We start from the raw sequence: 6265 nt of genomic DNA, 5'->3' as shown, positions 1-6265 counted from the left end.
CCCCCAGGTCATGCCTTCGACAGGGGGACACAGTCATGCCGGGCCCGGAGGCCAGCGGTCCCATTGCAGGACCGCCAAGAACATAACGGGGGCGGCGGACCAGCCGGCCCGGCGTCCGGGCCCGGAAGACCGGGAACGCGGTGCGCGGAAAAGTTTTCGTCTCCCGGGCGATGAGTTCCGTACGCCGCCGTCGTCTACCTCTCGTAAGCGCTTCGACGGAGCACGCGGAAGCACCCAGAGTGCCGGACGGAAGAGTGGAACCATGTCTCAGCCCCAGATGATCTTCGTGAACCTGCCGGTCAAGGACCTGGAGACGACGAAGAACTTCTTCGCGAAGCTCGGCTTCGGTTTCAACCCGCAGTTCAGCGACGACTCGACGGCCTGTCTGGTCATCAGCGACACGATCTTCGCGATGCTCATCAGCGAGCCGCGCTTCAAGGACTTCACCAAGAAGGACCTGGCCGACGCGTCGAGAACGACCGAGGTCATCCTCGCCCTGAGCGCCGAGAGCCGCGAGAAGGTCGACGAGATGGCCGACGCCGCGCTCGCCAACGGCGGGTCGCCCGCCAACGACCCCATGGACGAGGGCTTCATGTACGGCCGTTCCTTCCAGGACCCCGACCACCACATCTGGGAGGTCGTCTGGATGGACGCCTCCGCGGTCGAGGGCCAGGCCTGACATCCGGTGGGGCAGCGGTCGCGTGAGCCGGCCCCGCGACCGCTGCCGCACGGGGCGCGTCAGGAGCGGAACGGCCCGGTGACCTCGTAGGTGATGCCGCCGGAGGAGCTCCCGCTGGTCCCGCGCTGCGAGGAGAAGTAGAGCCGCCTGCCGTCCGGGGAGAACGCCGGGCCGGTGATCTCCGAGCCGGACTGGCCGCTGACCCGCAGGAACGGGGCGACGGTGTCGTCCGGGGTGATCAGGCAGATCTCCATGTTCCCGCCGTCCTCCGCGACGTACAGGTCACCGGAGGCGGCACGGGTGACGTTGTCGACGCCGGTCAGCGGGGCGCCGCCCGTGACGAGCGAGTCGTCGTAGGCGAGCGAGAGGGACGAGGTGTTCGCGTCGTACGCCCACACCCGGTTGTCGCCCTTGGTGGTGAACCAGCAGGTGCCCGCCGCGTAGAAGCAGCCCTCGCCGCCGTTGAACACCTTGGCGCCGGAGACCTGGTAACGGGTCTGTGCGGGCGAGCCGTCCGGGTCGGGAACCGTCTTCCAGGTGACCGGGCCCGAGGTGCCGGTGCCCGCCACCAGCACCTGGAGCGTGCCGGACGACAGGTTGCCCCACGTGGTGGGGCGGAAGCGGTAGAAGCGGCCGTCCGTCTCGTCCTCGGTCAGGTAGACGTAGCCGTGATCGGGGTCGGCTGCCGCGGCCTCGTGCTTGAAGCGGCCCATCGCGGGACGCTGTACGGCGGCGCTCACCCCCCACGGGTCGGTCTCGTACACGAAGCCGCGGGTCACCTCCTCGCAGGACAGCCAGGTGTTCCAGGGGGTGCGGCCGCCCGCGCAGTTGGTGTTCGTACCGGACAGGATGCGGTAGGCCGAGGTGACGGCGCCCGAGGAGTTGAAGCGCACCGCGCTCGCCCCGCCGCCGCTGCTCGCGGAGACCTCCGCGTTGGAGACGTAGATCCAGCCGCTGCCGTCGGTGAACGTGGCACCGCCGTCGGGCGCGTGGTGCCAGGTGTACGAGGTGCCGGGGACGGTCCGGCCCGAGCGGGCGATGATCCTGCTGGTGAAGCCGCTCGGCAGCAGGATGCCGTTGCCGTCGGCCGCCTGCAGCGCACCGTAGGGGCCGGCGGCCGGCTGGGCCGGGTCCGCGAAGGCGGCGCCTCGCCACAGGGTGCCGCCGAAGGCCGCCGCCGAGCTGCCGATCACCGCTGTACGCAAGAAGGTCCGACGTTCCACGATCACTCCACGGGTGACGTGCGGGCCCGCCGGACCGGCCGGCCCGGCGGGACGAACGTCAGGACAGTAGAGGGACGCGGTTTACGGAGCGTCAACACCCGGTGAACGCAACGGAGTCAGCCCGCGCGGACCGGGAAGACCGGCACGGTGACGTCGTCGTCGTCCAGGCAGGCGCCCGTCTCCAGATCGAAGCGCTGCTTCAGCAGCGGCGACGCGACGAACGGCCGCCCCTCCGCGGAGCCGACCAGGCCGCGTGAGAGGACGTACGCACCGGTGAACGGGTCACGGTTGTCGATCGCGTACGCGCGCCCCGCCCGGTCCACGAACAACGCGACCTGCCGGCCGTCCGGGAGGAGCGCCGCCACACCGCGCCCCGGGGTCAGCAGCGAACGGTCGCAGACCGTGAGCCAGCCGGCCCCGTCCGCGAGCTGGATCGCCCGGGTGTCCTGCGCCGTTTCCATCGTCTGGGTCGTCATCAGGAAGAAGTCCCTTCAAGAGTACGGATGGCAAGCACCGGGCCCGCGAGGATGTCCAGGTCGGGCTTGACCTGGTCGCGCTCCGGGACGAACCTGACCGAGGGGTCGGGCGCGTCGGGGGCGTTGACGAAGGTGACGAAGCGCCGCAGCCGCTCCGGGTCGTTGATGGTCTCGGCCCACTCGTCGCGGTAACCGGCGACGTGGTCGGTCATCAGCCGCTCCAGCTCGTCGCACAGGCCCAGCGAGTCGTGGACGACGACGTCGCGGACGTGGTCAAGGCCGCCCTCGATCCGGTCCAGCCAGGTCGAGGTGCGCTCGAGGCGGTCCGCCGTGCGGATGTAGAACATCAGGAACCGGTCGATGAGACGGACGAGTTCGGCGTCCGAGAGGTCCTGGGCGAGCAGGTCCGCGTGGCGGGGAGTCGCGCCGCCGTTTCCACCCACGTAGAGGTTCCAGCCCTGCGCCGTGGCGATGATCCCGAAGTCCTTGCCCCGGGCCTCCGCGCACTCCCGGGCGCAGCCCGAGACCGCCGACTTCAGCTTGTGCGGCGAGCGCAGGCCCCGGTAGCGCAGCTCCAGGTCGATGGCCATCCTCACCGAGTCCTGCACGCCGTAGCGGCACCAGGTCTGCCCCACACAGGACTTCACCGTGCGCAGCGACTTCCCGTAGGCGTGTCCCGACTCGAAACCCGCGTCCACCAGGCGCGTCCAGATCAGCGGCAGCTGGTCGACGCGGGCGCCGAACAGGTCGATCCGCTGGCCGCCGGTGATCTTGGTGTAGAGGCCGAAGTCCCGGGCCACCTCGCCGATCACGATCAGCTTCTCCGGGGTGATCTCACCACCGGGGATGCGCGGCACGACGGAGTACGAGCCGTTGCGCTGGAGGTTGGCGAGGAAGTGGTCGTTGGTGTCCTGGAGGGCCGCCTGCTCACCGTCCAGGACGTAACCGCTCGCACCGACCGTCGGGGCCAGCGAGGCGATGACCGAGCCGACCGTGGGCTTGCAGACCTCGCAGCCGTCGCCACCACGGGCGGCCTCACGGCCGTGCGAGTCGAGGAGGCCGGCGTACGTCGTGATGCCCAGGGTGCGGACGATCTCGTACAGCTCGCTGCGGGTGTACGCGAAGCAGCCGCACAGTCCCTGGTCCTCGGGTTGCGGAAGCAGCTGCCCGATGACCTTGAGGCAACTGCCGCAACCCGTGCCGGCCTTGGTGCACTTCTTCACCTCGGGCAGCGTGGTGTGTTCACAGATCGCACCCTTGGTGACGTTGTGGCAGGAACAGATCACGGCCTCGTCGGGCAGCGAGGACGGGCCGAGGGTGACCGGGCCGCCCGCGCCGGCCGGCAGCACCAGTTGCTCCGGGGCGACGGGGAGCACCGTGCCGGTCATCGGCCGCAGCGTCCCGTACTGGTCGGCGTCGCCGACCAGGACACCACCGAGGAGCGTGCCGTCCTGGCCGATCACCAGCTTCTTGTAGACACCCGAGCGGGAGTCCGCGTACACGACGTCGAGACAGCCCTCGGCCGCGCCGTGCGCGTCACCGAAGGAGGCGACGTCCACACCGAGCAGCTTGAGCTTCGTGGAGAGGTCGGCGCCGGTGAACGAGGCCGGGCTGCCCGCGATCACCTCGGCGACCGCCAGCGCCATCTCGTAACCCGGCGCCACCAGGCCGTAGACCCGGCCGTCGGAGGCCAGCGCGCACTCGCCGATCGCGAACACGGCGCTGTCGGAGGTGCGGCACTGCTCGTCGACGACGATGCCGCCGCGCGGGCCGACCGCCAGTCCGCAGTCGCGGGCCAGCTGGTCCCGAGGGCGTACACCGGCGGAGAAGACGACGAGGTCGGTCTCGAGCGACGAACCGTCCGACAGGGACATGCCGTCGACCCGGCCGTCCTCGCCCGCGGTGACCTCCTGGGTGCCGACACCCGTGTGGACGGAGAGACCCATGTTCTCGATGGTGCGCAGCAACGCGGCGCCGCCGCCGTCGTCGACCTGGACCGGCATCAGCCGGGGGGCGAACTCCACGACGTGCGTGTCGAGTCCGAGACCTTTCAGCGCGCCCGCGGCCTCCAGGCCGAGGAGCCCTCCGCCGACGACCGCACCGGTCTTCGCGGTCTTCGCGTACTCCTCGATCGCGAGGAGGTCCTCGATGGTGCGGTAGACGAAGCAGCCCTCGGCGTCCTTGCCGGGCACGGGCGGGACGAAGGGGTACGAGCCGGTGGCCAGCACCAGTGTGTCGTAGGAGAAGACCTCTCCGGAGCGCGCGGTGACGGTGCGCGTCTCACGGTCGATGCTCTCCGCCGGATCGCCGACGCGCAGCTCGATGCCGTGCTGCTCCATGAAGCCCGGCTCGACGAGCGAGAGGTCCTCCGGCGTCTTCCCGGAGAAGTAGGAGGTCAGCTGCACCCGGTCGTACGCGGGGCGGGGCTCCTCGCAGAGCACGACGACCCGGGCGGTGCCCGCGGCGGCGGTCAGACCACGGTCGGCGAGCGCTTCCAGGAACCGCTGCCCGACCATTCCGTGCCCGACGACCACGATCGTCGGCACGCCTGCGGTGGGGGCGGTCGGGGGAGTGGACACCGGCATCAGAAGCCTCCGTCGTTGGTCAGCAGGTGGAGCAGGGACATGTCGGCGGGGAGGAGAGCGTCGTCCTGCCAGGTCCGGGCGAGAGTGCCGACCGCGGCGAGATCGCCGAACAGCACCCCGCCGGCCAGCCGGTCGCCCCGGACGACGACCGTGCGGTACGCGTTCCGGGTGGCGTCGGCCAGCCGGATCACGTCGTCACCGGGCATCGGGCGGGAGTCGCCGAAGGCTGCCAGGTCGAGGTTCCCGGTGGGCACGGTGGCCCCGGCGGCGGCGGGGGCGACGGAGGGGGAGCGCAGGGTGAGCCGGGTCAGCGCCCTGGTGCCCTCGTAGCGGGCGGGGCGCCCGGCCAGCACCTCGGCCAGGACGTCGGCCTGTTCGAGGGCGGCCCCCGCCAGCCCGTAGACCTTCCCGCCGTGTTCCGCGCAGTCGCCGACGGCGTGGATGTACGGGTCGGAGGTGCGCAGTTCGCCGTCCACGACGATGCCCTTGCGGACGTCGAGACCGGCTGCCTGCGCCAGACCCGCCCTGGGGCGGACTCCGCAGGCCAGCACGGTGATCTCGGCCTCCAGCTCATAACCGTCGGCCATTTCCACGGCCCGCACCGCCGGGGTCTTTCCGTCGGTGCAGCGCAGTCCGCGCACCCGGCACTCGGTGTGCACCTCGACCCCGAGGGCCTCCAGATGACGGCGCAGCATCCCGGCCGCCTCGGCGTCCAGCTGCCGCTCCATGAGGTGCTCACCCTGCTGGGCCAGCACCACCTGGGCGCCGCACTCCGCCAGAGCGCGGGCGGCCGACACCCCGAGGAGCCCGCCGCCGATGACGACGGCGCGCACCCCGGGACGTACGGCGGCGCGCAGGGCCAGGCAGTCGTCGAGGGTGCGGAAGGGATGCACCCCGTCCGGCAGCGTGTGGCCCAGGCCCCGCAGCGGCGGCAGCACCGGGTTGGAGCCGGTGGCCAGCACCAGGCGCTCGTAACCGATGACACCGCCGTCGTCGCAGAGCACCTGCCGTTCCGTCCGGTCGATCCGCACGACCCGCACCCCGCGCCGCACCTCGGCGGGCGGCAGTGCGATCACGTCCGGCTCGTACCGGCCGGCGAGCACCTCGGCCAGCAGCACCCTGTTGTACGGTGCGTGCGCTTCCTCGCCGATGACGGTGACACCGGGGACCCGGGCGGCGAGCCGCGCGCCCGCCATCCCGGCGCCGATCACCACCACCCGCGCCGCGTTCTCCGTCTGTGTCCTCATGTCCATGAGCGTGCGCGGTGGGTGTTACCCGACCGCATCCCTCCTGTTTCCCGGG

Annotated in this window: 5 protein-coding genes; 1 reads left to right on the top strand and 4 read right to left on the bottom strand. The window is 71.3% G+C overall.

All coding sequences use genetic code 11. From position 1 onward, the window contains the following. The first annotated feature begins 262 nt into the window (after window positions 1-262). Window positions 263-679 carry a VOC family protein gene (locus ACF1FZ_RS24185; RefSeq protein ID WP_391775478.1) on the top strand — a complete coding sequence of 139 codons (417 nt, stop codon included), beginning with the start codon at window positions 263-265 and terminating at the stop codon, window positions 677-679. Between the two features lie 59 nt (window positions 680-738). On the opposite strand, the gene ACF1FZ_RS24180 is transcribed toward ACF1FZ_RS24185, so the two are convergent. The 4 genes from ACF1FZ_RS24180 to ACF1FZ_RS24165 all read right to left on the bottom strand — a co-directional run bounded on the left by ACF1FZ_RS24180 (window position 739) and on the right by ACF1FZ_RS24165 (window position 6210). Continuing rightward, complete coding sequence (locus tag ACF1FZ_RS24180; RefSeq protein WP_391775477.1) at window positions 739-1902, bottom strand: alkaline phosphatase PhoX; 1164 nt, start codon at window positions 1900-1902, stop codon at window positions 739-741. Window positions 1903-2018: 116 nt separating this feature from the next. Beyond that, window positions 2019-2378 carry a nitrite reductase small subunit NirD gene (nirD, locus tag ACF1FZ_RS24175; protein WP_391775476.1) on the bottom strand — a complete coding sequence of 120 codons (360 nt, stop codon included), beginning with the start codon at window positions 2376-2378 and terminating at the stop codon, window positions 2019-2021. Further along, window positions 2378-4963, bottom strand: a complete 2586-nt coding sequence (gene nirB, locus ACF1FZ_RS24170) for a nitrite reductase large subunit NirB (RefSeq protein WP_391775475.1) — start codon at window positions 4961-4963, stop codon at window positions 2378-2380. Before nirB ends, nirD begins: the two co-directional genes overlap by 1 nt. Then, window positions 4963-6210 (bottom strand): NAD(P)/FAD-dependent oxidoreductase, encoded by a 1248-nt coding sequence (locus ACF1FZ_RS24165; RefSeq protein WP_391775474.1) that lies wholly within the window; start codon window positions 6208-6210, stop codon window positions 4963-4965. The genes nirB and ACF1FZ_RS24165 overlap by 1 nt, the downstream gene beginning before the upstream one ends. Window positions 6211-6265: the final 55 nt, after the last annotated feature.

Origin of the sequence: Streptomyces sp. NPDC014623 (genome assembly GCF_043088245.1) — a bacterium.
Taxonomy (GTDB): Bacteria; Actinomycetota; Actinomycetes; order Streptomycetales; family Streptomycetaceae; genus Streptomyces.
Note: the sequence above shows the minus strand (reverse complement) of the source record. Positions and strands in the feature narration are given on the sequence as shown.